The 24,766-nt window shown below is 61.3% G+C and carries 27 protein-coding genes; 8 read left to right on the top strand and 19 right to left on the bottom strand.

Annotation, left to right across the window (positions count from 1 at the left end; translation table 11 throughout):
- Positions 1-21 precede the first annotated feature (21 nt).
- Complete coding sequence (locus VEJ16_14735) at positions 22-720, bottom strand: glutathione S-transferase family protein (GenBank protein ID HYB10921.1); 699 nt, start codon at positions 718-720, stop codon at positions 22-24.
- A 134-nt stretch (positions 721-854) separates the two neighbouring features.
- Between VEJ16_14735 and VEJ16_14730 the strand changes: the two genes are divergently transcribed.
- From VEJ16_14730 to pip, 7 genes are all read left to right on the top strand, one after another.
- A complete protein-coding gene (locus tag VEJ16_14730) occupies positions 855-1,550 on the top strand; it encodes a dienelactone hydrolase family protein (GenBank protein HYB10920.1) in 696 nt (231 codons plus the stop codon).
- Positions 1,551-1,578: 28 nt separating this feature from the next.
- Complete coding sequence (locus VEJ16_14725; protein HYB10919.1) at positions 1,579-2,838, top strand: aconitase X catalytic domain-containing protein; 1,260 nt, start codon at positions 1,579-1,581, stop codon at positions 2,836-2,838.
- Complete coding sequence (locus tag VEJ16_14720) at positions 2,835-3,272, top strand: DUF126 domain-containing protein (protein ID HYB10918.1); 438 nt, start codon at positions 2,835-2,837, stop codon at positions 3,270-3,272. The genes VEJ16_14725 and VEJ16_14720 overlap by 4 nt, the downstream gene beginning before the upstream one ends.
- 176 nt (positions 3,273-3,448) lie before the next feature.
- A complete protein-coding gene (locus tag VEJ16_14715) occupies positions 3,449-3,889 on the top strand; it encodes a phasin family protein (GenBank protein HYB10917.1) in 441 nt (146 codons plus the stop codon).
- Between the two features lie 256 nt (positions 3,890-4,145).
- Positions 4,146-4,484, top strand: coding sequence for a tRNA-binding protein (locus VEJ16_14710; protein ID HYB10916.1), 339 nt, complete (start codon positions 4,146-4,148; stop codon positions 4,482-4,484).
- A gap of 167 nt (positions 4,485-4,651) precedes the next feature.
- Complete coding sequence (locus VEJ16_14705; GenBank protein HYB10915.1) at positions 4,652-5,692, top strand: cyclase family protein; 1,041 nt, start codon at positions 4,652-4,654, stop codon at positions 5,690-5,692.
- Between the two features lie 114 nt (positions 5,693-5,806).
- On the top strand, positions 5,807-6,766 hold the full coding sequence (gene pip, locus VEJ16_14700) for a prolyl aminopeptidase (protein HYB10914.1): 960 nt from the start codon (positions 5,807-5,809) through the stop codon (positions 6,764-6,766).
- A 40-nt stretch (positions 6,767-6,806) separates the two neighbouring features.
- Here pip and VEJ16_14695 read toward each other — a convergent pair whose 3' ends face one another.
- The 4 genes from VEJ16_14695 to VEJ16_14680 all read right to left on the bottom strand — a co-directional run bounded on the left by VEJ16_14695 (position 6,807) and on the right by VEJ16_14680 (position 10,289).
- Positions 6,807-7,421, bottom strand: coding sequence for a 2OG-Fe(II) oxygenase (locus VEJ16_14695; GenBank protein HYB10913.1), 615 nt, complete (start codon positions 7,419-7,421; stop codon positions 6,807-6,809).
- A gap of 140 nt (positions 7,422-7,561) precedes the next feature.
- The gene (locus VEJ16_14690; protein ID HYB10912.1) at positions 7,562-8,875 is read right to left on the bottom strand and encodes an ATP-binding protein; all 1,314 of its coding nucleotides are present in this window, start codon (positions 8,873-8,875) and stop codon (positions 7,562-7,564) included.
- A gap of 205 nt (positions 8,876-9,080) precedes the next feature.
- Positions 9,081-9,770: a response regulator transcription factor gene (locus tag VEJ16_14685; protein HYB10911.1), complete on the bottom strand. Its 690-nt coding sequence runs from the start codon at positions 9,768-9,770 to the stop codon at positions 9,081-9,083.
- 33 nt (positions 9,771-9,803) lie between these two features.
- A complete protein-coding gene (locus tag VEJ16_14680) occupies positions 9,804-10,289 on the bottom strand; it encodes a MarR family transcriptional regulator (GenBank protein ID HYB10910.1) in 486 nt (161 codons plus the stop codon).
- Positions 10,290-10,391: 102 nt separating this feature from the next.
- On the opposite strand from VEJ16_14680, the gene VEJ16_14675 reads away from it, so the two are divergent.
- On the top strand, positions 10,392-11,285 hold the full coding sequence (locus tag VEJ16_14675) for a branched-chain amino acid aminotransferase (GenBank protein ID HYB10909.1): 894 nt from the start codon (positions 10,392-10,394) through the stop codon (positions 11,283-11,285).
- A 24-nt stretch (positions 11,286-11,309) separates the two neighbouring features.
- Here the strand turns inward: VEJ16_14675 and copD are convergent, their stop codons facing one another.
- The 14 genes from copD to VEJ16_14605 form a co-directional block, all read right to left on the bottom strand.
- The gene (gene copD / locus VEJ16_14670; protein HYB10908.1) at positions 11,310-13,349 is read right to left on the bottom strand and encodes a copper homeostasis membrane protein CopD; all 2,040 of its coding nucleotides are present in this window, start codon (positions 13,347-13,349) and stop codon (positions 11,310-11,312) included.
- Positions 13,350-13,389: 40 nt separating this feature from the next.
- A complete protein-coding gene (locus tag VEJ16_14665) occupies positions 13,390-13,755 on the bottom strand; it encodes a copper resistance CopC family protein (protein HYB10907.1) in 366 nt (121 codons plus the stop codon).
- A gap of 2 nt (positions 13,756-13,757) precedes the next feature.
- Complete coding sequence (locus VEJ16_14660; protein ID HYB10906.1) at positions 13,758-14,717, bottom strand: hypothetical protein; 960 nt, start codon at positions 14,715-14,717, stop codon at positions 13,758-13,760.
- A gap of 309 nt (positions 14,718-15,026) precedes the next feature.
- Positions 15,027-15,536: a hypothetical protein gene (locus VEJ16_14655; GenBank protein ID HYB10905.1), complete on the bottom strand. Its 510-nt coding sequence runs from the start codon at positions 15,534-15,536 to the stop codon at positions 15,027-15,029.
- 122 nt (positions 15,537-15,658) lie between these two features.
- Complete coding sequence (locus VEJ16_14650; GenBank protein HYB10904.1) at positions 15,659-16,135, bottom strand: molybdenum cofactor biosynthesis protein MoaE; 477 nt, start codon at positions 16,133-16,135, stop codon at positions 15,659-15,661.
- Between the two features lie 2 nt (positions 16,136-16,137).
- On the bottom strand, positions 16,138-16,389 hold the full coding sequence (moaD, locus tag VEJ16_14645) for a molybdopterin converting factor subunit 1 (GenBank protein ID HYB10903.1): 252 nt from the start codon (positions 16,387-16,389) through the stop codon (positions 16,138-16,140).
- Positions 16,386-17,660 (bottom strand): gephyrin-like molybdotransferase Glp, encoded by a 1,275-nt coding sequence (gene glp, locus VEJ16_14640; GenBank protein HYB10902.1) that lies wholly within the window; start codon positions 17,658-17,660, stop codon positions 16,386-16,388. Before glp ends, moaD begins: the two co-directional genes overlap by 4 nt.
- Positions 17,661-17,663: 3 nt before the next feature.
- A complete protein-coding gene (gene mobB, locus VEJ16_14635) occupies positions 17,664-18,182 on the bottom strand; it encodes a molybdopterin-guanine dinucleotide biosynthesis protein B (protein ID HYB10901.1) in 519 nt (172 codons plus the stop codon).
- Positions 18,183-18,400: 218 nt separating this feature from the next.
- Complete coding sequence (gene pgsA / locus VEJ16_14630) at positions 18,401-19,033, bottom strand: CDP-diacylglycerol--glycerol-3-phosphate 3-phosphatidyltransferase (GenBank protein ID HYB10900.1); 633 nt, start codon at positions 19,031-19,033, stop codon at positions 18,401-18,403.
- Positions 19,034-19,098: 65 nt separating this feature from the next.
- On the bottom strand, positions 19,099-21,006 hold the full coding sequence (gene uvrC, locus VEJ16_14625) for an excinuclease ABC subunit UvrC (GenBank protein ID HYB10899.1): 1,908 nt from the start codon (positions 21,004-21,006) through the stop codon (positions 19,099-19,101).
- Between the two features lie 709 nt (positions 21,007-21,715).
- The gene (locus tag VEJ16_14620; protein HYB10898.1) at positions 21,716-22,492 is read right to left on the bottom strand and encodes an SDR family oxidoreductase; all 777 of its coding nucleotides are present in this window, start codon (positions 22,490-22,492) and stop codon (positions 21,716-21,718) included.
- Positions 22,493-22,585: 93 nt separating this feature from the next.
- Positions 22,586-23,125 carry a cold shock domain-containing protein gene (locus VEJ16_14615; protein HYB10897.1) on the bottom strand — a complete coding sequence of 180 codons (540 nt, stop codon included), beginning with the start codon at positions 23,123-23,125 and terminating at the stop codon, positions 22,586-22,588.
- Positions 23,126-23,618: 493 nt separating this feature from the next.
- Positions 23,619-24,317: an ABC transporter permease gene (locus tag VEJ16_14610; protein HYB10896.1), complete on the bottom strand. Its 699-nt coding sequence runs from the start codon at positions 24,315-24,317 to the stop codon at positions 23,619-23,621.
- Between the two features lie 15 nt (positions 24,318-24,332).
- The coding region (locus tag VEJ16_14605; protein HYB10895.1) for a UvrB/UvrC motif-containing protein at positions 24,333-24,766 on the bottom strand (434 nt) is incomplete at its 5' end.

Raw genomic sequence — 24,766 nt, 5'->3', positions numbered from 1 at the left:
CGCGCGTGCGAGCCGGCTTCTTCATCCGAAATAGCGTTCCCGCATCCGCCGCGTGTAGGCGACGACGTTGGCGTGGCGAAGGGCCTCGGCCTTCATCGGCGTTTCGTGTGGCGGGCTAATCAGGTTCTCCGTGAAGGCATAGACAGTGGCGTCGACGCCGGTCGGCGCTTCACCCATGAAATAGTGCTTTTCGCCGAGCCAATCCGCCGCGCTACGGATGTCGGAAACGCCGAGCGCGTAAATCTCGTCCTGACTGTGGCGGCCGATGCCGTGGCCGTTGAGATAGCCGCGCACCTTCTTGCGGAACATCGCCGGCAGGACCGTGCGCAGGACGGGCGGCATCGAGCCGAAGAAGGCCGAATGAACCTTGGGCCAGTTGCTCTCGTCGATCCAGCGGCTATAGACCAACGCCCAATAGGTGCGTTCTTCGAACAGGCGCGCGAAGGCGTGCGCCACGGCGCGCTCGCGCCCATCGAGCCCCTTGTCGAAGTCGATGCCGTATTGCCGCTCGATATGAAGGCGGATGAACTCCGAATCGCCGATCATTTTTCCCTTATCCTCGATCGCCGGCAGCTTGCCCTTGGGGCCTTTGCCGGGATTGGTGGAGACGATGCTCTCATAGTCGAGGCCTGCCATCTTGAGGAGGACTTCGACTTTGACGCAAAAGGGGCTCGGATTCGGCACGCCGAAGGCGGTTGGAAACTGGTAGAGCTTGATCATCCTAAAATTCCTCTCGTTCTCCACCGACATCGTCCCGCCGGCACGATAGCATGCACCTAATGCAAGAATAAGCTGGCCCCCTTCGGGGCACGCGCTATCATGCCCGCCGCGAGGGGGCTTAAGGAGAGACACGAATGGGCAAAACGCTGACGCTTACCGCGCCCGACGGGCATAAACTGTCGGCCTACCGGGCCGACACGCCGGATACCGTCAACAGAGGCAAGCCGAAAGGTGGCCTTGTCGTCATCCAGGAGATTTTCGGGGTGAACAAGCACATGCGCGAGGTGTGCGACGGTTTCGCCAAGGACGGCTATGCGTCTCTCGCCCCTGCATTGTTCGATCGCGCCGAGCCGGGCGTTGAACTCGGCTATGAGGCTGCCGACATCGAGGCGGGCCGCGCCTTGCGAGGCAAGATCGAGTGGCCCGAGGTGCTCAAGGACGTGGCGGCCGCGATCAAGGCCGTTTCGGATGCGGGTCCGGTCGGCATCGTCGGTTATTGCTGGGGTGGATCGGTTGCTTGGCGTGCCGCCACGCAGCTAGGCGGACTTGCCGCGGCCGTCGGCTACTACGGCGGGCAAATCGCACCCTTCAAGGATGAGACGCCGAAATGCCCGGTCATGCTCCATTTCGGGGAGACCGACTCGTCGATCCCCCTCGCCGATGTTCAGGCGATCAAGAAGGCCCAGCCGAAGGTGCCGGTCTTTCTGTATCCTGCGGGACATGGCTTCAGTTGCGATCAACGAGCGAGCTTTGACCGAGAAAGTCATGAGCTTGCTCGTACGCGTACGCTGGAGTTTTTTGCGAGAAATTTGGTTTCAGCCAAACGGTGAGCGTGACTGGCCATCTTGAGGAGCCTTCATGGCGCTAGCCCTGACGGAGGAGGAGCGGGCGTGGGCGGCAGGCGAGAGTGTGGTACCCGCCATCGCCTTGGCCACGCGGATTGTGGCTGAGACTGCCCGATTTCTTGGCGCTGAGCGGCTTGTGCCCGTGACTTCCACCCATATCGACGGTTGTCTTTACCACGGCGACAGCGGGACGGCGTTCGCGGAAAAATTGGTTACCGATCAGGGCCGCGTACGTGTTCCCTCGACGCTCAACGTGGGTGCTCTCGACCTCCTCAATCCGATGCGCGTCCGCGGCGATCGGCACCACTATGAAATGGCGCTGCGAATGATGCGCGCTTACGAGGCGCTCGGCTGCCAGCCGACCTGGACATGCGCGCCTTATCAAGCGGGCCACAGGCCGGGGTTGGGCGAGCATGTCGCTTGGGGCGAGAGCAACGCCGTCGCCTTCTGCAACTCTGTGCTGGGGGCGCGAACGAACCGCTATGGCGACTTCCTCGATATTTGCGCCGCGATCTCCGGGCGCGCACCCTATGCCGGCCTCCACCTTACGGAGAACCGGCGCGCAAGCATCGTTCTCGAAACCTCGGCAATTTCCCCGGCACTCAAGGATACCGATGTCTTCTACCCCGTACTCGGTGCGATCCTCGGCCGCGAAGCAGGAACGGCCGTGGTCGTGGTCGATGGCCTACCCAAGGGCGTGTCGGAAGATCGCCTAAAGGCGCTCGGTGCGGCGGCCGCCTCGACAGGGGCGGTCGGGCTATTCCACGTTGCCGGCACCACGCCGGAAGCGTCCACGCTCGAGGCGGCACTGGCCGGCCAGCCCCCAGTCAAAATCGTCAACGTGACGCCCGATATGGTTAGGCGAAGCCGTGACAGTCTTTCGACCGTCACGGCCGAGAGGATCGATGCGGTGGCGGTCGGCAGCCCACATTTCTCCGAAGAAGAAGTCGTGGAACTCGAGCGCCTGCTCGGCGGTCGCACATTTGCCGTGCCATTTTATGTCTGTACCCGCCGCGATGTGGTCGAAATGCTCAAGCGGGAACGCCGCCTGAAACCGCTTGAAGACGCCGGCGTCGTCATCGTCGCCGATACCTGCGTCGTCGTCACGCCCATCCTGCCGGAGGGTGGTGGCGTGCTCATGACCAACTCGGGGAAATTCGCTCACTATGCTCCCGGCAATACCGGATGGGAGGTGGTCTATGGCAGTCTCGGCGATTGCGTCGCCTCTGCCCTCACGGGTCGCGTTGCGCGCGACGAGCGGCTTTGGCAATGACCGAAACTCCGACCCTGCTTGGAGCGCTCAAGGCGGAAAAGGTGCTTGTCGACGGGTGCGCCGAAGGCAGGATTCTGAAGCTTCGTGCGCCGATCAGCTTCTGGGGTGGGATCGATCCGGCGACGGCGCGTGTGATCGACGCGCGGCACCCCGATCGCGGAGCCTTCATCGACGGCCGTATTCTGTGCCTCCCTGGAATGATCGGCTCGAGCTCCGCGAGCGCCGTGATGCTCGAACTCCTGCGCGCCGGGAAGGCGCCAGCGGCCCTCGTGCTTGGCGAGACAGATGCTATTCTAGCACTGGGTGTCGTCGTCGGCGTCGAGATGGGCTACAGGCCGATCCCTGTGATTGAGCTGGGGAGGCACGCGCAGTCGGCCTTGCCGCAAGGGGCCTCCGCCCGAATCGACGAGGGTGGATTGATCGCCCTCCTGTAAGGTGGTCAAACCGCGTCCCGGCAAGTTTCCGGGCCTAGATACCTTGAGGCAAGGACGTCCAGATAGCGCCCGGTTTTTTTGCACTGCACAAAAATTTTGATTGACCGGGCAACGGAAAAGCATAAATACAAGCAAATGCTGCACTGCAACATAACCCGAACCCAAGGAGATACCCGATGGATAAGGCTTACAACCCGTTCGGCGAAATCGATTTCACCAAATTCATGGCCGAGCTCAAGGTTCCCGGACTGAATGTGGAGCAAGTCGCCGATTCCTATCGCAAGAATGTCGAAGCGTTGACTGCTGCGAGCCAGGCCGCTGTCGAAGGCATGCAAGCGGTCGTGCGGCGCCAGACCGAAATCATGCGCGAGTCGATGGAGGAATACGCAGCCCTTTTGCGCTCCTACGGCACCCCGACAACGCCCGAGCAAGCGGCGTCGAAGCAGGCCGAGCTCGCGAAGCACACTTTCGAGAACACATTTGCTCACATGAAGGAGATCGGCGAGTTGATCGCCAAGGCGAACAGCGACTCGCTCGACGTCATCAACCGGCGCGTCTCCGAAATGCTCGAAGAGGTCAAGACCCTCACCGCCAAAAAGAAGGGAAAGGCCGCGTGAAGCACCCGCCGCGCCTGCGCGCTTGATCGACGACAAGGCGGTTCGAGCAGAAAAATCGAAACGTGTCCGCTGTACCTCGGAGTCAGCCCGTTGCGGGCGGCTTGGCCGCGAGCAGCTTTCGCCGCTGAAGCGGCGTTGCTTTCGCATCTCTTCCAAGGACTGACGGGCGCAAATCGCTTTTCAATCGAAGCCGGCTGGGATTGAAGCCGGGCGGCTGCGATGTTAGCGTGCGCCGCCATGAATACGAGGCGAGGCCATGGAGCAAATCGCGTATGGGGAATTCGAGCGGGTCGACATTCGCGTCGGCACGATCGTTGAGGCAGAGCCCTATCCCGAGGCGCGCAAGCCCGCCTTGAAGCTGCGGGTCGATTTCGGGCCTGCAATTGGAATCAAGCGCACCTCGGCTCAGATCACCAAACATTACCAGGTGCACGAGCTGGTCGGTCGACAGGTTGCTGCGGTGGTCAATTTCCCGGTCAAGCAAATTGGCAAGGTGATGAGCGAAGTGCTGGTCCTCGGCTTTCCGGATGAGGGGGGCGAGGTCGTGCTGGTGTCGCCGACGCACGCAGTCCCCAATGGCGGAAAGTTGTTTTAAGGCAATTGCTTCGGCCGAAGACGCCCCGGTGTCGACCTTTCATTCCGGCCGGAGCGAAGTGGAGAGCCCGAAACTGCGATGATGGACGCCCGCTTCCGCGCGCGGACAATGGTGACGAAGCTTAAAAGCCGAGGCGCTAAACACATTTAGGCGGTCGGGAGTAGCAAATGGCAAAGCGCTGGAAACGGCGGCCCGAAGGATCGAACTGGGGCGATTTCGGCGAAGACGACCAGCTCGGCCGCCTCAACCTGCTCACCCCCGAAAAGCGGCGCCAAGCCGCGGCGGAAGTGAAAGAGGGTCACGCCTTCTGCCTTTCGCTTCCCCTCGATTATCCCGGCGGGAATGTGCTCAACCCCCGCCGTCACCCCCCGCGACTTTTTGCGACACTGCGTGGGGATGCGCAAAACTACAACTTTCCACTCAAGAACACCGATCCGAATTTGACAGACGTACTGAGCGACGATGCGGTATTCCTCCATACTCAATACTCGACCCAGTGGGACAGCTTCGCCCATGCCGGCAGCCTATTCGATGCTGACGCCGACGGCGTGCCCGAACCCGTCTATTACAACGGTTGGCGAGCCGGGGAGCACGTGGTGGGTACGTCCGCCAGGCTGGGTGCGGAAACTTGGGCGCGCTTCGAAGGCGTTGGGGCCAAGGCGCTTGGCATCGAGAATTACGCGGCGAACGGCATCCAAGGCCGCGGCGTCCTCATCGATCTTCACGCGCATTTCGGCCGGGCACGGAAGCTCGTGGGCTATGATGATCTGATGGCCGTCCTGCATGCCGACAAGGTCGCGATTGAGCCAGGTGACATGGCGCTGATCTATACTGGTTTCGATGACGTCATCCTCGAAATGAATCGCCGGCCCAATTCACATGACCTCGAGAACTCCTGTGCGGCACTCAATGGTCGTGATCCAAGGCTGCTGCAGTGGATCACCGACAGCAACGTGGCGGCGCTGATTTCTGACAATTACGCAGTCGAAGCATTTCCTTCCGCACCGACGAACGGGCAGCATGCGGCACTGCCGCTCCACGAACATTGCCTATTCAAGCTCGGCATTCCGCTTGGTGAAATCTGGTACCTTTCGGAGCTGGCCCGCTGGCTCCGCACGCATGGGCGGAGCCGGTTCCTGCTGACGGCGCCACCACTTCGATTGCCGGGTGCGGTCGGCTCTCCGGTGACGCCTATTGCGACGGTTTGATGTGACCACCATGCTTGAGTGCACTGACTGTCCATTCGCCGCCCTTGCCTTTCGCGGGCGCTATGTTTCGAGGCCGCAACTCCCACTTCGAGAAGGCGAAACGAAATGCCGAACGTGATCGAGAATCTGCGCACGCTCTATCCCACCATCGAACCTTACGACAAGGGCTGGCTCGACGTGGGCGATGGCCATCGGGTCTATTGGGAGCGAAGTGGCAACCCGACGGGCAAACCCGCGATCTTCCTGCATGGCGGGCCGGGCGCTGGGTTTTCGCCACACCATCGCCGGCTTTTCGATCCGGGGCGCTACAATGTGCTTCTTTTCGATCAGCGAGGCTGCGGCAAAAGCACGCCTCACGCCTCCCTTGACGCGAACTCGACCTGGCATCTCGTCGCAGATATCGAGCGCCTGCGAATTATGATGGGGGTTGAGCGATGGCTGGTATTCGGCGGGTCGTGGGGTTCGACGTTGGCGCTGTCCTACGCGCAGAAGCATCCTGAACGCGTCAGCGAGCTCGTGCTTCGCGGCATCTTCACGATAAGGGCGGCGGAAATACGCTGGTTCTACCAGTCAGGCGCCTCGCTCATCTTTCCCGACAAGTGGCAACATTTCCTGGCACCGATTCCGCCGGAAGAACGTCATGATCTGGTCGCTGCATATCGGCGCCGATTAAACGGCGCGGACCGTGACGAGCAGTTACGGGCGGCCAAGGCGTGGAGCGTTTGGGAAGGCGAGACGGTGACGATGCTTCCCGATCCGTCGCTTTCGAGCCACCACGCGGACGATGCCTTCGCCCTCGCCTTTGCGCGCATCGAGAACCATTATTTCTCAAATAAGGGGTTCCTCGAAGAAGGCCAACTTCTGCGCGACGCCGACAAGATCCGGCACATCCCGACGGTCATCGTGCATGGCCGCTACGATATATGTTGCCCGGCGACGACTGCGTGGGAACTTCACGAAAAATGGCCGGAGGCGGAGTTTCACATCGTTGAGGGTGCCGGGCACGCCTACAACGAACCCGGGATCCTCGACAATCTCATCAAGGCGACCGATCGCTTCGCGGGGAACGGCTGAGTGGAGGCCGACCCTCGTCGGTTAGACGCGATTGGCGGCACTAAGCGGCGCGCTTGATCCACGCCGAAAGGCGATGGCGCATCAAGTCCCAGAGGACGTGCCCGCTATTCGCTACCCAATTGAGCTGGACCACACGACGCGGGCCGATATAGGGTTTGTGGCCGTGAAAGGATCGGTCGCTCCGCCGGAACGCGAGAAGAAGCCCAGCCTCCGGCGGAACTTCGAGCGCGTAATCCTCAAGATCGGTAGAAGAGCGCAGCAGGCGCAACCTTCCCCCCTGCGCCTCCCACGGCTCGTTCAGATAGAGAAGCACCGTGACAATCTTGCTCCTCGAATCCGTGTGGATGCCACCGTCCCGCGGGCCGCAATTGCCCCGCACCGTAACCATGGTGGGCCGGCCCGATAAGTCGACGCCAAACTTGCCCTCGATCGCGTGGCGAAAATCGGGCCCCTCAAGCGCCTTGAGGAGGTTCGCAAAGCCTTTTCCGAATGTGACCTTGCTTACCGGGAAGCTGCCTGGCTGATCGATGCGGGGATACGCATCGCGGATGGGGCCGATCGCTTCAGGACGAACGAAATTGGGCACCATCACGAATTCATACGGTTCCTTGGAGAGGGGGGTCGCGTCAAGGCGATCGAGGTCGAGTAAAGTCATTCCATATCCCGCTGAATGTCCGGGCCGGTTTGGCGGCCGGACCCTATCACAGGAGTGCCGGGAGCGGGAACTCGGTATTTCGCCGCACATCTCGCCTGGAAGCGCCGATTGCGGATGTGCACCCGTTGCCCGCAGGTTCGTTAAATGGGCAGGCGCACGCGCGCCCGGAGCCCACCAAGGGGTGAATCGTCGAGGACGAGTTCTCCGCCGTGTCCCCGCACGACATCGCGCGCGATGGTAAGACCGAGTCCGACTCCGCCAGTCTCAACATTGCGCGACGGATCGAGCCGGACGAACGCCCGAAACACAGCCTCGCGCTGATCGCGGGGAATGCCGGGTCCGTCGTCGTCGACCAGGATTTCGATTGCGTCTTCCCGCCGCCCGGCGCGCACCTGAATGTGCCGACCATATCGCACGGCATTCGAGACGAGGTTCATAAGTCCCCGTTTGATGGCCTCGAGGCGAACGGGGACGATGAGATGCTCTTCCGTATGGAGGTCGATCTTCGCTCCCTCCTTGCGGGCACCCGCCACGACTTGTTCAAGGACTGAGGATAAGTCCGCGGGCTCGGGCGCTTCCGTGCCCTCGCCGCGCGCAAACGCGAGATAACCCTCAATCATCTTTTCCATGTCGGCGACGTCGGCCTTTAGCTCTTCCGATTCGACGCTATCGCCTAGTAGGGCAAGCTGCAGCTTCATGCGCGTGAGCGGCGTACGCAAATCGTGGGAGACGCCTGCCAGCATTTCAGTACGCTGTTCGATCTGGCGCTTGATGCGGTCGCGCATTTCCATGAAGGCAGAAGCGGCTTGGCGCACCTCTGCGGCACCCGCCGGCCGGAAATTCGGCACGTCGCGGCCCTTACCGAAACTGTTCGCCGCGGCGGCGAGGCGTCTGATCGGCCGAATCTGGTTGCGCATGAAAATGGTCGCAATCGAGACGAGCACCAAGGATGAGCCGACCATCCACAGAATGAAAATATAGGTGGTCGGACTGAACAATCGCTTGCGCGTCGTCGTGGCGATCAGCAGGCCGTCCGGCAGCTGCACGCTGATTTCGATGTCGCGGTCGAGTTCGCTCGTATCAATGTCGAAGGGGCGATTGATGCGGTCCTCGAGATAGGGAATCAGCAAGCGGTCGAGCGAATCGGGCGGCAAGCGCGTTAGGTCGGGGTTAATCCGAGCGTCGGGTTGGAAGCGCGCCCGGATCCCCATGCGTTGATCGGCAACCCCGAGAATCCATTGGCGGCTCGCTTCGTCATGGTGCTCCTCGAGAAAACCCACGATGACGGCAACGTCGCCGGCGAGGGTGGACGCGAGCTGGCGGGTCACCGTGTCCCAATGGCGTTCGTAGAAAATGTAAGTGGACACGACCTGTAGCAACACGAGCGGTGTTACGATGATGAGGAGTGAGCGCCCCATCAGCGAGCGAGGAAGATAGCGCTTCGCCCGTTGCATCAACGCGTCTGGCAAACCCCGCACAGTGACGCTCCGCTTCGTTAATTCGGCACCGATTCCATATCACCTCGTCGCACTCCAAGCCATCCTGTGTTATGCCACCGACCGCCGATTGGGGTCGCAGACCCAATCGGTCAAAACGCCGGGATCGAGCCCGGTCGCGGGCGGCGCCTTACCCCGCAGGTTGAATCATCCACACAACTTCTCAATCGGGCCGCAGCAAATAGCCCTTGCCGCGAACGGTTTGAAGATAGCGCGGTATGCGCGGATCGGGTTCGATCTTGCGTCGCAGTCGAGTGACCTGAACGTCCACCGTTCGCGCGCTACCGGACATATCGCTTTCTGCCGCGAGGTGTCGACGTTCGAGTGGCTCACCCGCGTGGCTCGCCAGAACCTTGAGTAGCCGTGCCTCGCTTTCGGTCAGCTTGATTAACTCGCCGTCACGGGTCAATTCCTCGCGACGCAAATCGAACACAAAGGCGCCGAGGCGTACCTGTGTGAGTGGTTCAAGTGCAGGTTGAGTCGGCACACGACTCAATATCCGCTGAATACGAAGCACGATCTCGCGCGGCTCGAACGGCTTCGGCAGATAATCGTCCGCACCTCGTTCGAGACCTCTGATGCGGTCGCGGGATTCGCCCATTGCGGTGAGCATGAGGATCGGCACCTGGCTTTTGCGGCGCAACGATTCGGTGAAGTCGAGCCCGTTTTGGCCCGGCATCATGACGTCAAGCACAATGAGATCGAAGGCAAGGCCTTCAAGCTTCGCCCACGCTTCGACGGCATTCCCGGCCGTCGTGACTCGAAACCCGTTCTCGGACAAATAGCGGCGCAGAAGCTCGCGCAGGCGTTTGTCGTCATCGACAACAAGGACGTGAGGGGCGTCGTCGGTCATTGTCGGAGTATAGCAGGGGAGTGGGACGGCCGCCTATTGCGGGGCACGAAAGCGGGTCTGGTCGCGCTCGTTGACGAGCTGAAGCAGGACTTGGCGAAATCCCTCAACCGCGTCCGCACCGGCGTTGCGGAAGGCGCGTGCGAACCGCTCGCGCTGACGGCGTGTGAGCGCGTCTTCGATGTCGATCCCCTTTGCCGTCAATTCGAGGCGGCGCTGCCGACGGTCGTTCGGGCCCGGCTTTTGGAGTACAACGCCCTCGCGCACAAGCTGCCCCAGCACGCGGGAGAGGCTTTGCTTGGTGATCTTGAGGATGTTCAAAAGCTCCGTCACGCTGATGCCGGGATAACGGCCGACGAAATAGATCACCCGGTGATGAGCGCGCCCGAACTTATGCCGCGTCAACAATCCGTCGGGTTCCGCAGCAAAGTCGCGGTAGGCAAAGAACAAAAGTTCCATGCCGCGCCGAAGCTCTTCCTCGCGCAAGAACAGTTGATTGAAACCCGATTTTAAGTCAGCCACGTTGACGTATATGCCGCCTAATGTTACGTCATGCAAGACATTCCCGTCGGCGCCGGATCGCAAAGGATGCGCCGATCTGAATTTGACAAAGGGCGGAACGACATGGCGCTTATTCCTTTTGACGATCGTGATGGAGAGATCTGGTTCGACGGCAAACTCGTTCCGTGGCGCGATGCGAAGGTACATGTCCTGACCCACGGACTTCACTACGCAAGCTGCGTCTTCGAAGGCGAGCGTGTCTATGGCGGTATTATCTTCAAGCTCACTGAACACACCGAGCGTCTGGTAGCGTCGGCGCGCGGGCTCGACTTCGAGATTCCTTGGTCGGTCGAGGAAATCGATCGCGCTTGCGATGCGGTTGTAAAGGCGAATGGTATCGTCGACGGCTACGTGCGGCCGGTCGCTTGGCGCGGCAGCGAAGTCATGGGGGTATCCGCCCAGCAAAGCAAAATTCATCTCGCAATCGCCACCTGGCCGTGGCCGTCCTATTTTTCGCCCGAGGCGCGCATGAGGGGGATTAGGCTCGGATGGGCGAAGTACGCCCGGCCGTCTCCGAACACGGCGCCGACGTCGAGCAAGGCGGCCGGCCTCTACATGATCTGCACGATCAGCAAGCACGCAGCCGAGCGCGCGGGCTATGCGGATGCGCTCATGCTCGATTGGCGCGGGCGCATCGCCGAGGCGACGGGTGCGAACGTCTTCTTGGTCCAAAACGGGGAGCTGCACACGCCGACGCCGGACTGTTTCTTGAACGGCATTACGCGCCAGACCGTCATCGGACTTGCAAAGGATCGCCAGATCAAGACCATCGAACGCGCCATCATGCCCGATGAGCTTGCCAAGACCCAGGAGGTCTTCATCTGCGGCACCGCCGCTGAGGTGACTCCGGTCGCCGAGATCGGCGAATACAAGTTCGAGGTTGGTAGTGTCACGCGGACTTTGCTCGAGGATTACGACAAGCTCGTCCGGCGGTGGGGAAAACCGAGTGCTGCGTGAGTGCTTCGCGCGCAGGCGCTAGGATCAATGCACATGCCCCTCGGGCGCCGGCTCGCGCGGCGGTTCTTTGTTGAGCGTCTCGATCTCGCGGCGCAGGATTGCGACATCGCTCCAGCCTTTTTCCTCTGATGGCAGCCACCGCGCGCGAAGATACCCGGCGCGGTCGATAAGGAATTCCATGTGCCGTGGAACGGGCAAGACGCCCTCCCCGGTTGGCACGCGACGGAACAGCGTGTAAGCCGCGACGACATCGGGGTTGGCATCGGCAAGGATCGATGGACTTGCTAAGGAACCCGGTTGTCCTTCGGTCGCGGCATCGGTCGTCATCGCGATCGCGATGATTCGCGTGTCGAGTACCGCCAAGGACGGTTTTGCGGATTCGAGGGCTTCGAGCCGCGCCATTGAGTCGGGCAAGCTGTAAAGGACCAGCAGCACGTTCGTTCTGCCGCGGAGGCTTTTCAACGTCTCTTGATTTTGATTCAGAGGCTGAAAGAAAAAATCGGGTGCGACGATCGGTCGGAACGGTTCGACCGCGGCGTCCATGCCGTTCGATTGCTCGGCGTCCGTCTGCGCACGGAGAAAATTTATCGTGTCCCAGCGTGCATCCACGTCGAGTCGATCGTCGAATCCAGGCATGGGAGTTCCCTCTATGCCATAGCTTATCCACCAGAAAAGCGTACCGGCGCCGTGATGAAGGAGATGCGCACCCGTAAGATCCGATGGCTTTATCGGCAGCGAGTCCGCCAACCGCCCATCGCCGTAGCCGTATGCGCCATGGCACGCGGAACAGTTGGCGTCATAAGCCTGCTCGCCTCGTCTTATTGATTCCGCGTCATAGGCGACGGGCGAGTGATAAAAGCTCGTCGGATAAGCATCGGTCAGGAGGTAGGGTGCCGGAAGCGCCAACGCCGCCCCCAACATGACAAGCCCGCCAAGAGGAGTCCACCAAAACCGCTTGAGCAGTCCCCAGATTATTCCGCCGATGCCGCCGAGCGCGAGGAGTACCGCGAGGATGAACTTGGCCTCAAGCTCAGGCGTGACCACAAGGCCGACGGTGTCGAGTTGATAGGGGAACGGCCAAAGCGGCTCTTCGTGGGCCGCGGGCGTTGCCGCGACGAGAGCGCCCACCACGCAAAGCAAGATGAGACCGAGTCCAGTTTCGATGGTCGAATTCCGTCGGAGTGCCTGGAGGGTCGCGCGCGCGTCCCGCGCCGACGATGAAGATGAATCGAGCCTGGGCGTAAGACGTTGGCGATTGATCGCCGCCACCGTCAGCATGATGGCCAAAATGCCGAGCTTCAAAAGCAAAATCCAGCCGTACGTGGTGCCCACGAGTGCGATTACCGAGCCCACGAGATACCAGCTATTCACGGTACCCGTCAGCAGCAGGAGCGATACACTGACAATGCCAAGGGGCGAAAATTGTACAGCCGCCTCGTGCGCGAGGCGGAGACCGTATCGCACCTTGGGATCCCCCGCCCGGGCTAGCATGAAGACAAACCCCGGCAAGGCGCCAAGCCAGGCGCCGGCCGCGAGAAGATGCACCATGTCCGCGCCAACGCGAAAGGCGCCTTCGGCTCCGGTGCCGTCGTTGGAATGGCCGATGTAGGCGAGTGAAGCCAGGAGTGCCGCAGCGAGCAGGGCGGCAAAGCATTCGCCTGCGAGACTCTCCTTCTCGCGCCGTCGTAAGAGCAGAAAGCCGAGCACGGCGGCAAGCAATGCGGTCACGAAAATCCGCACCAACCAGATATGACCGAATTTGGTCTGGGTAAGCACTGCCCCGAGAATTTCGGGTCGCAATGCGTCCGGAAGCGGCTGCCCGCTCATCCCGGCGGCGGTCATCCAGAGATTTAGCACGGTCGTCGCCGCCCCTGCGACAGTACCGCCAAGTGCCAGTCTCAAAAGAAATCGCCGCAGCTTCGGCCGTTCCGCATGCTCGTTCGAGACGCGCCGGAACGCCGGGCGAGCCACGACGAACGCGCAGGTAAAGGACCCGAACGGGAGCACAACGCTCGCATAGTGGCTTGCCCGTGCCGCAGCGCTCAGGAAATAGAGCGTATCCATCGCATACCTGACCGATGAAGCCCGATCAAACGCCCTTTGGTCACGGCTCCACCTTGAAGGTGAAATTTCCCGAAGTCTGGTGTGTGTCGACAGACGTTACGCGCCAGGTCACTTTGTAGGTTCCGGGTGGCAAATTCGGCAGCGATACCGTCAGTTGCTTATTGTCGTTTGGATCGACCGAGGCGTTGCCCTTGTCGACGCGTTTTCCGCTCGCGTCCGTCACTTCAATCGTGCTGAAGGCCGGTTCGACCCCCTGAGTAAGCCATATTCGCACCTCGGGTGGTGAGCCGTGCGTGGTGCTGCCGACTGCAGGACTAGCGCGGTCGAGGAAAGCATGGGCGAATGCCGCCGCGGTGCCCAAGGCGAGGGCGACTGCGGCGAGAAGAGGGAGAGATCTTTTCTGCATGATCAATTTCCAAAGATCGGTTTGCCGATAGTGTCAGGGAAGATGTCGTCGAGATAGAGATGGAATTGAGCGATGGCGCCCACGTTCGTCTTGGTGGCGCTTGTGGCGGGAATAAGCGCCTCGAGGCCGAGCTGCCACGCGTCCCCTTCATAGAGAACGCCCGGTGCGATGGTTCCGGTGACCGCACCGCCCGGCGCTCCATTCGACGGCACGGTAATCGAGTATTCGACGATCGGAATCATTCGACTGACCATTTCGGGCAGGCCCATGTCCTTCACGTGCTGTTGCAGGTAAGGAATCGAGTATTGCAGCGAGCCGCCGATGATCCATTGGTTGGCCTGCGCGGTGGTCTGATCGGAAACCTGATACTGGAACTCACCCGTGATCGCAAACGGACGCAGAATATCAACCGGCAGATCGCCCAGGCCCTTGCCGACATAAATGGTTGGCGTGGTGCTTCCGATGGGATTGTCGACGGTGGAGGAGCCTGTTCCGCCGAACGTCCGTATGACGCCGACAGACGTCAGGATTTCATGCTCCGGGTTGACGTAGAGCTTGTATTTCAAGGTGAACGCCGGATCTTGCCATCCGCTTGCATTGGTGCCGTCGTCGAAGTTCAGAACCGTGTAGTCGAAATTGAAATTCACGCCGAGGTCTTCGGTGATGGTCTTGTCCCATTCGGCGCCGTAGTCGAACTCCCGCGAGCCGACATTGCCGTTGGTGGCACTGTTGTGGATCGTCGAAAACGTCGGCAATGACAACTCGTCGCCAACCGCAGGGTCGTCGATGACGATCGTCGCAGGGAATACGCGATCGCCCGCAACGCCATGCGCTGAAGCAGGCGTCCCATCGGCGAGCATCCCAATGCAACACGCGGCGAGCGTTGCGGCCACGGCACTCGCTACGAAGCAAAGTTGACGGCCATTCGTGCGACGAAAGCGTTCAACCCTCTTCTTCGTCATAGTAGGGCTGGACAAACTTCGAGTTCCGGTTTTCCGCGTCTCCAATTCAGAAGGTATCGGCGACGGACCGTAATATGCGTCGCCAAGATGCGTTAGGGTCGCATGCTTCCGAGTTGCACCACTGGCGCACACGGCACTTACCCCAGCCCCTATCATTTTCATTGTTTTTCTCCAAACCACGAAGCCGATCGATCACCCGGGCACGATCGGACGTTCGACATTGAATGCGCTGCGGCAACGCCCGGACGCAATACGGCCCGACGCGCGGCATCCGCGCGATGGTGCGCCGGCGGCCGCCGGCCTTTGGGATTAGGCGTGGTAGGGAGGTGCTCTCGGCTGAACGTGCGTTCGTGCTTCGCTTCGCTTCGCGTCGACGTCGGCAATATGCAGCTGCGCTAATTTGACGACGGTTGCCGGAGCGAATGCGATCGTACTGGCAATAAATGAAGCGGAAACGACCGGCGACGACTGGCAAATCTGGCAATCCGGATGCTTGACCCGGTCATTGGCGTTTGCGGGAACTGACTGCCCGGCGGCATCGCCTGAATGGTGGCGATGGCGGGATATTGCCGCCGCGTCGTCCGGCTCTTGGGCGCCATCGTGTCGATGGAAAGCGAGATCGTGATTGTGGGCGGGCAACGATGCGACGCCCGGCGGCAGCACAAGTCCGACCCAGCCATCCTCGTCCACATGAATGTGGCTGGCGACGAGGAATATCTGGAACAGCAGGCCGAAGGCCGCGAACCACGAGATACCCATGCGCGCGGCTGCCGCTGCGGCGGCTTGGGGGGCGGCTGGCTGCGACGCTCGTCGTCTCAATCTGGTTCCCCGATGACCGTACCGGTTTGGCGGGCATAATACGCCCTTGCCGGGAATGATCGAGCGCGTGGCGAAGTTATTCCAGTCACGACTGGATCATATGCAAGCGAGTTGATCCGAACTCATGCGGCGGCGTCGGGCTTTTTGCCGGGTTTCGACCAGGCGGCCGCGGCTACTTCATCCTCATTGCGCGCGTCGACCCAACGTGAACCTGTCGCCGTCTCCTCGATTTTCCAAAAGGGCGCTTTGGTCTTGAGCCAGTCGACGAGGAAGCGGCACGCTTCGAACGCTGCTTCGCGATGCGCTGCTGCGGTGGCCACCAACACGATTCGCTCGCCGGGCTCGAGCCGGCCATAGCGATGGATGATAAGCGTTGCGTCGAGCGTCCATCGCGCGCACGCCTCGGCTTCGATCTCCGCGAGTTTCTTCTCGGTCATGCCGGGGTAGTGCTCGAGCGTCATCGAGCGCACCGAACTGTCCTTGGCGATGTCGCGCACGAGGCCGACGAAAACGACAACCCCGCCGATCTCGTATTTGCCCTTGGCGAGCGCTTCGATTTCCTTGCCAGGATCAAAATCGGCCGTTTGCACGCGAATCATCGCTAACCCCCAGTGACCGGGGGAAAGAGGGCAACCTCGTCCTCGGCGCTGAGCGGATGATCTGCGTGGACATATTCGAGATTGACCGCCACACGGACTACGGACAAGTCCCTGAGGGCCGCGGCATAGCCGGGGCCACGGGTCCTTAGCCAATCAAGCAGCGATGCCACATTCGTGACGGAATCGGGCGGTGTGACCTCCTCGGCGGCAATACCGGTACGCTGCTTAAGCCATGCGAAGTAGAGAAGCTTCATCGGCTCACCTCGCTGAAGGGCAGGAAATCGACCATGCTCCCGGCGTTGAGGTGGGTCAAGCTCTCCGGCAACTCGACGAGGCCGTCGGACTCGACCATAGAGGTCAGGATGCCCGCGCCGTCGCGAGGAAATTTCCGGGCGGTCAAGGTACCGGAACCGTCCGCGATTAAACGTGCACGAACCCATTCGCGACGTCCGAGCTTTTTCCTATGCTCGAAGTCGGCGCGCACGCGATAGAGTACGGGGTCGATCTCCCTCGCACCCAGGAGTCGCAACAGTACAGGGCGCGCGAAGCGCAGGAACGTCACCATCATCGCAACGGGATTCCCCGGTAGGCCGACGAACACCTTGCCCCGAATTTGTCCTAGGGCAATCGGCCGGCCAGGCTTGATTGCAAGGCGCCAAAAATAGATGCTGCCGAGCCTCTTGAGCACCGCTCCGATATGATCTTCCTCACCGCGCGACACCCCACCCGACGTGATGATCGCGTCGTACTCACTGGCAGCGGCATCGAGTGCCGAAGCAATCACCTCGCGATCGTCGTCAAGTATGCCGAAGTCGCCCACGCGGCAGCCGAGGCGCTTCAGGAGCGCCATGAGCGTGAAGCGATTGGCATCGTAGACCGCGCCGGGCGGGGCCTCTGCCCCCGGCTCACGGAGTTCGTCGCCCGTCGAAAACAGCGCGACCGCAAGGGGACGCCGCACGTCGAGCCGGGTGAGGCCAAGGGATGCCGCGGCGCCAATGTCCTGGGGCCGGAGACGCTGCCCGCCGTGAAGGACGATCGAGCCCGCCGCGATGTCCTCGCCGGCCCTTCGACGGTTGGCCCCACCCTTGATTCCGGGGCGAAGTGCAACCACGTCGCCTTCGATGCGACAATCCTCCTCCATCATCACGGTGTCGGGTCCGGCGCCGCCGGTGGGCCCGTTAGGCATTGCCGCACCCGTGAAAATGCGCAGCGCGGTGCCACGTGCCTGGACACGCGTGAACGGATGGCCCGCGGCGGCGCGCCCGATCACCGGAAGTCGCGTTTCCTTTTCGATGTCGAGATCATCGAAATAAACTGCGTAGCCATCGACGGCGGAATTGTCGTGAGGAGGCACGTTGCGTGCGGCGACGAGATCGCCGGCCAAAACGCGGTCGAGCGCTTCCGCCAGCGGCACAATTTCCGGCTCCGCCACCGTCGCGACCCGGTCCGCAAGCAGCGCCAGCGCTGCATCGACACTCATCAGCGTACCGCCGTGGGCGAAACAATCATCGCTGAGCTGCGCCATCGCCTAGGCTACTCCCTGCTTCCGAGCGGCCAAGCCCGTGTGCGTCACGATGAAATCCGCAATCGCCCCGATATCGTCGATGCCGATGACCGGTACATCGACGCCGTCAATCCGCGTATCGCTTGCGATTGCCACAACCGAGGGGTCTTCACGGCAGAGGAGAGGCTTACCGACCGAGGAGCGATAAACCTCGAGCTTGTCGTGAAGGTGGTTCTTGAAGCCTTCGATGATCAACAGATCAACCGGCGTCATGTGCGCGATGAGTTCCTCGACACTCGCCTCCGCAGCGCCGCGCAACTCGTGCATCAACGCCCAGCGTTTGGCTGAGCTTACCATCACCTCGGTAGCGCCCGCCTCGCGGTGAGCATGACTATCCTTGCCCGGTTGGTCGACATCGAATGCGTGGTGGGCATGTTTCATGGTCGAGACCGCGAGCCCACGTCGGCCAAGTTCTGGCAGTATCCGAACGAGGAGCGTCGTCTTCCCGCTTCCGCTCCACCCCGCAAGGCCAAAAACCTTCATCGCAAACCCGTCCGCGCAGCAGAATTAACCCGGCTTTTTCGGAACGCCCGCAAAATAGCGCCATAGGATGCAACGCGATTGAATCAGGGCATTCTCCTGCCACCCAACCTCGAACCGCCTTGGCGTGGTTCAGCCCAAGCCCATCGCGGTCTCACCATAGGCTATCCGGCGCGGTTTCCCCAAAGTCAAGGGCGGGGCAGGGGGTCGGGGTCCCCGGCTCAGGAATTGGCGGCCTTCGCACCGTTGACGGGCCGCTTTGCAGAGGATTTGGGCTTGGGCGGCGCGGGGGGCGCTCCCGCGTCGAGGTGTCGAAATCCGAGCCTCAGATAGTCGTAGCCGGTGACAAGCGTCAAGACTGCGGCTGCCCATAGCCCGACGATACCGATCTCGGTGGTATGCGGCACGATGACATCCCCGGCGTCGCCGACGATCAGGAAGCCGATGGCAATCATTTGAATCGTGGTCTTCCATTTGGCCAGCGTGGAAACCGGGACGCGTACCTCGATTCCCGCAAGAAACTCGCGCAAGCCTGAGACGAGTATTTCCCGGCATAAGATGAGGATCGCCGGCAACAGCGTGAGACCGCCGATCCGGTCGAATGCCGCGAGCAGGAACAGCGTGGTCGAGACAAGGAGTTTGTCGGCGATGGGGTCGAGAAGGGCGCCGAGTTGCGACTGCTCCCGCCATGCGCGCGCGAGATAGCCGTCAAGATAGTCGGTGATCCCCGCAAGGATGAAGATGGCGAGTGCCGCCCAACGTGCACCCTCGCCGGGGAGCCAGAACAGCGCCACGAGGAGTGGGATCAACCCGATCCGGGAGAAGGTCAGAATATTGGGGACGCTCGTAACCATGTCTAGAACGCTCCGCGCAACCGATGGCGATTTTAGGACCCCACCCGGCGAATGGCCATAGGGAGCTAAGCCTCAGGGTGGAAGTGATCGTAAATCCTTTTGGCGACGTTTTTGTTGATTCCGGGGGCGGCTTCGAGATCGGCGAGGCCTGCGCGCGCCACGCTCTTGGCGGAGCCGAAGTGATGAAGGAGTGCGCGCTTGCGCTTGGCGCCAATGCCCGGAATTTCATCGAGCAGTGACTGGCCGATCGCTCTCGCGCGCTTGGCGCGATGCGTGCCGATGGCGAAGCGATGCGCCTCATCGCGCAGGCGCTGGAGAAAATAGAGGACTGGATCGCGGGGCTCGAGCGATATGGGTTTGCGGTCCGGAATGAAGATTCGCTCCCGGCCTGCGTTACGGTCCGGACCCTTTGCGATGGCGGCCACCGCCACATCGCCGACTCCGAGATCTGCGAGCACGCCAAGTGCGGCGTTGAGCTGGCCGAGGCCGCCATCGATTAAAATGAGGTCGGGCCACTGTCCGCGCGCTCGCTCGGGATCTTCCTTGAGTGCGCGGGCAAAACGGCGAGTCAAGACCTCGCGCATCATGCCGTAATCGTCACCCGGCGCTATAGCCGACAGCGGACGTTCATCAAGCTTATCCTCGGCTCCCACCTCGGATTCCAATTCTCTCGATTCTTCGCGCCCACCGTCGGCCGCTGCGGTTGCCGGCGGTTGCATCGCAGTCCTTATGTTGAATTTTCGATAGGCACCTTTCATGAAGCCCTCTGCTCCGGCAACGATCATGGCACCGACCGCATTTACGCCCATGATATGGCTATTGTCGTAGACCTCGATGCGCTGAGGGGGTGCATCGAGGCCCAGGGTCGCGGCCAGCCCCTCGAGAAGCTGGCGCTGGGACGCACTTTCACCAAGATGACGGCCATGGGCTGCCTGAGCGTTGGCGAGGGCGTGCTCAACCATGTTGCGTTTTGCGCCGCGCTTGGGGGTTGCGAGCTCGACCCTGCGCCCTGCGCGCACGGAGAGTGCTTCCTCGATGAGCGTCTGCTCAGGGACATCGTGGCTCAAGAGGACAAGCGTGGGGGGCGGCTTGTTCTCATAGAATTGACCGATAAAGGCGCCGAGCACGTCTGTCACCCCAAGCGATTTCTCATGCCGAGGGAAATACGCGCGATTACCGTAATTTCGCCCCGCACGGAAGAAGAAGACCTGAACGCAGGTGATTCCTCCGCCCTGGTGAGCGGCAATGACGTCGGCCTGCTCGACGCCGGCCACGTTGATATCCTGGCGGGCTTGGATTTGGGTCAGGGCGCGGATTCGATCTCGATAGATCGCCGCGGTCTCGAAGTCGAGCGCGTCCGCCGCTTCCTGCATTTGGCCCGAAAGACGACGCTGGATCTCCTGGCTCTTGCCGGAAAGGAAGCCGCACGCCTCACGCACGAGATTATCGTAATCATCGTGGGCGATTTTTCCGACACATGGGCCGCTGCAGCGCTTGATCTGGAATAGGAGGCACGGGCGCGTTCGGGCCGCGAACACGGTGTCGGCACATGAGCGGAGCAGGAAAGCTCGCTCAAGTGCCGCCAATGTCTGGTTGACGGCGCCCGCCGAAGCGAACGGCCCGAAATACTCCCCCGGCCGGCTACGCGCTCCCCGATATTTTGTGATCTGCGGCCATTCGTGATCCCCTGTGATGAGTATATAGGGAAAGCTCTTGTCGTCGCGGAGGAGGACGTTATAGCGGGGTGCATGGCGCTTGATCAGATTGCTCTCAAGAAGAAGCGCCTCGACCTCGGTATGGGTCGTGATCACTTCGACACGAGCAACCTCGGCAACCATGCGTTGAATGCGATAGGAGAGGCGCGGGAGTTGGGTATAGCTCGCGACACGCCGCTTGAGGTCCTTGGCCTTGCCGACATAGAGGACGTCGCCTCGGACGTCGAGCATGCGATACACACCTGGCGTCTCGGGCATGGTCCTGAGTGCTGCGGCAATCGTCTCGCTTCCGCGCGCAAGACTGCCCGGATCCGACAAGCATTCGCCGGCCTCCACTGCCACGTCATTTGTGCCCGGGCCCGTCGCGTCGACATCTGCGTCTTGTCGATTTTCGATCATCGTGTCATTTTCAACGCGCCCCACTCCGGGTCAATATTGGCCTGGTGAACCGGCGGCGGCGCAATAACTGCCAAAAAAACTCAATCAAAGCATAACGAATCCAACGAGATCGAAAATCACGCCGCAACCCCGAGTCGGATATCCACGATTCTTGTGGATAAGACTGTCGAAAATTTGTCCCTGACCAATCACGAGTCAAATGTACCAATGATTTGACGTATATGCCCAAAAAATAGGCATGGCTTCCAAGTAACTGACAATGAATAATTATTTTGAAGTCAAGCGTAAACAATCTGTCAAACTCGGGATTCCCGCTGAAATGTCCTAGTGTTGCAAGAATGCATGTCTGGCTGTGCAAAACCTTGCCCGGCATTGACAAGCAATTCGTTCATTTAAGTTATTATCTTGCCCTAATAATATGCAAAGCATTCCATTCCTGTCCGTGTTGCAACTCTGCGTGTTGATCGTGCCGTTTCGCATTTTGCACAACCAAAGATTTCCTGCCCATGCGGTAACCCGAGCATTGGAAGGCCTCTCGCGGGCGCCGGGAATTCGGAATACTTGCGCCTTATTCCGGCAGCGGCGTCGACGGGGGCCAGCCCAAATGCTGGCCCCCGTCGAGCGCCAACATCTGCCCGGTAAGTGCAGGCGACACGAGAATGAAACGTAATGCCGTCGCGATCTCGTCGAGGCTCGCGCCACGTCCAAGTGGTGTCGAGCGCCATTGTCTTTCGAACTGCTGCTCGGTTTGCCGGCGGCTTGGCAATACGGGTCCAGGACCGATCGCGTTCACGCGAATGCGGGGTGCGAGCGCCATAGCGAGCGTGCGCGTCAACGTCCATAGCCCTGCCTTGCTTACGGTATACGATACAAAATGCGGTGTTAACCGCCAGACGCGCTGATCGACCATGTTGACGATGACGCCTTCAGCACCCTGCGGCAATGCCCGCGCCAATGCTTGGGACAGCGCAAAGGGCGCGCGCAGATTTATTTGCATATGAAGGTCCCAGCTTGCTCGCGTCGCGTCGAGGGCCTCGTCGCGCTCGAAGGCGGCGGCATTGTTGACGAGCACGCCGAGCGGACCAAACGCTGCGACGGCTCGGGGGACGAGGTTCGCTGCGTCATCCTCCTGTGCGAGGTCAGCCGAGAGTGCTATAGCGCGCCCACCGGCGTTCTCGATTTCCTCGACCAGTTTTTGGGCATCGTGGGCGGAGTGCCGATAGTGTACGGCAACAGCGAATCCTTCCCGGGCGAGCTCGATTGCCAGGGCGCGCCCAATGCGCTGGGCGGCTCCGGTCACCAAGGCGGCCTTGGGCACACGCTGCAACGCAGTCGCATCGTTCATGGAGGCGACCATGGCGGAAGCCGAACGCCCTGGCAAGCGCCGCTCGCCCCAGCGCGGCGTTTCAATCGGACCGACCTGCCGGCACGCCGCAGATCAGCCCGCGAGCGTCAGTGAAATCGCCTCCCGGCCCTTCGGGGTCGCCACGACCCGCATCGAGACGCGTTGGCCTTCCGCCAAGTTCTGCAGCCCGGAGGATGACAGGACCGAAATGTGGATAAACACATCCTTGCCGCCATCCTCGCCCGCGATAAAGCCGAAGCCCTTATCGCCGTTGAACCATTTGACCGTGCCGACAAGTTCGACGGCCGTAGATGGATCCGGAGCGGCCCGCGGCGCCCTTGGAAAACCCGTGCCGCCAGCAAAGCCCGATCGCGGCGGCGAAGCGGTCGCGGTGGTGTTATCGACCTCCATCACCTTTGTGACCTGCTGGCCCTTCGCACCGCGACCGACCTGGACGCGAAGTTTTGCGCCAGGCGATACCGCGTCGTGGCCCGAAGCTTGGAGGACCGCGATGTGCAGAAACGCATCGCCCGACCCATCAGCTACCTCGATAAAGCCAAAGCCCTTGTCCGGGTTGAACCATTTGACGGTTGCGTCGATCACCGGTCCGGTCGACGCGGGCGGTTCGCTCATTCCACCCGCATTGAACTGCCGGGGCATCGGCCGGCTGCTGCGAGTTTCAAACGAGGGGAATGCATCATCGTCGAAGCCACGCTTGCGCGGGCCACGGAAATCTCTACCTCTGCCCATACTGCTTGCTCTCTTCCCTTGCCGGCCTCCGTCGTGGAATCCCCCGCGCGGCGCCGAAATCGCTTACCAAGAACGCCCTATTTAGCACGGCTAATGCCGGCTTTGGAGACCGAATCTCTCCGATCACCGAAGCCAGATATTAGACTCTGGTTTGGGTTGAATCCACTGTATGGCGGCAATGGTTCCGCGGCAACCTCCACTATCCTTACATTTGCGGCTTGTCGTGGTCGATTGTGCCAACCGATCGCGCCCATGCCGGAACTCGCCTTGACGGTCGGATCCAGGGCCGGGTTCGTCGACATTGCGCCATACCGGGGCTGCGGAGCCCGAATCGTTCGTACCATCAAATCCATTGTGACCCGAAGCAACCCATCGTTCATTCCGAGTGTCCACGCCGAGTGAGTGCGAACGCGAAGGCGCTTACGGCAATCGAGATGCTCACCAATATCACGCCGAGCGCAAGTGCTAACGGCAAGTTGCCTTTACTGGTCTCCAAGGTGATCGTGGTCGTCATCGTGCGCGTGACGCCGGCGATGTTGCCGCCAACGATGATGATGGCGCCGACCTCGGAGATCGCCCGGCCGAAGCCCGCGAGGAACGCGGTGAGCAGCCCCGCGCTGCTCATTGCGATGAGTTCCGGAATCGCGCGCAATCTCGAAGCCCCGTCGGCGCGCAGCGAATCGCCGTAGGCGGCCCAACGCTCCGCGACAGTGCGATGGACGAGGGCGGTAAGAATGGGAACCACGAGAATTGCTTGCGCCACGATCATGGCCGTCGGCGTGAAAAGGATACCGAAGGCGCCGAGCGGCCCCGCTCGCGAGAGCATCAGATAGACGAAAAGGCCGATGACGACGGGGGGCAGGCCCAGGAGCGCATTGAACAAGACGACGATCGTCTCCCTGCCTCGAAATTTTGAGATCGCCAGTGCCGCGCCGAGCGGCAGCCCGATCACGCCCGCGGCCGCCACGGCGGACAGGCTGACGAAAAGGGACAGACCGACGATCCATAGCAGATCGCGGTCGAAGCCCACGACCAGTCCAGCCGCCAGTGCGAATGCGCTCGAAATATCGTTCACGCCGGGAGCATACGGTCAGCGGCTCCGCCTGGCGCCCTTGCCGCGATGGGTTCCGGGCTTCCCGGCGGAGGAGCGGCCGAGATTGTGTGCTGCGATTGCGCGCGCCAATCGGTTATTCTCGCCACCCGCCTGGCCGATGCCAAGCTCCAACGCTTCGAGGCGCCTGATCTCGTCCCGCAGACGTGCCGCCTCCTCGAACTCGAGGTCGGCGGCCGCGGTGCGCATGCGCTTTTCAAGGTCGGCAATGTGGGTCTTGAGGTCTTTGCCGACGAGATGCTTGGTCCCTTCGTCGCCAGTCGAGACTGTCAAGTGGTCCCGCTCGAATACGCTGTCGAGAATGTCGGAAATGCCCTTCCTGATGCTTTCGGGGGTGATGCCGTGCGCCTCGTTATAGGCGGTCTGCTTCGCGCGCCGCCGCTCGGTCTCCTTGAGCGCCCACTCGAGCGACC

It is taken from the genome of Alphaproteobacteria bacterium, assembly GCA_035625915.1.
In the GTDB taxonomy this organism is placed as follows: domain Bacteria; phylum Pseudomonadota; class Alphaproteobacteria; order JACZXZ01; family JACZXZ01; genus DATDHA01.
Note: the sequence above shows the minus strand (reverse complement) of the source record. Positions and strands in the feature narration are given on the sequence as shown.